Annotated in this window: 1 protein-coding gene; it reads right to left on the reverse strand. The window is 43.6% G+C overall.

What is annotated here, in order from left to right:
- A partial coding sequence (locus tag SB754_RS21185; RefSeq protein ID WP_410784311.1) for a SusD/RagB family nutrient-binding outer membrane lipoprotein occupies positions 1–256 on the reverse strand: 256 nt, incomplete at its 3' end.
- Positions 257–259: the final 3 nt, after the last annotated feature.

A 259-nucleotide genomic window follows, 5' to 3' on the forward strand; every position in this document is an offset into this window, starting at 1 on the left:
GCGGATCAAAGGCCGGAGTAACATTGCCGTCACTGATACCCTTCGTAGCTTCTGAGTAAGGAACATCCCCATAAGCATCCGTTACATAGGACATAATCCAAGATTTCATGACCAAAGCCACACCATAATAATTTTGGGCTTCCATATTGTCCTTGGTACTTCTAATTATATTTTCTACGTGAGTTAGATGACTCCAGGGACAAGCTTGACCCATCCACTGATTCAGGGCATTGTAAAGTGGGGAGTTCTTTTTCACAGG

This window comes from Leifsonia sp. SIMBA_070 (genome assembly GCF_046534635.1).
GTDB lineage: Bacteria > Actinomycetota > Actinomycetes > Actinomycetales > Microbacteriaceae > Leifsonia.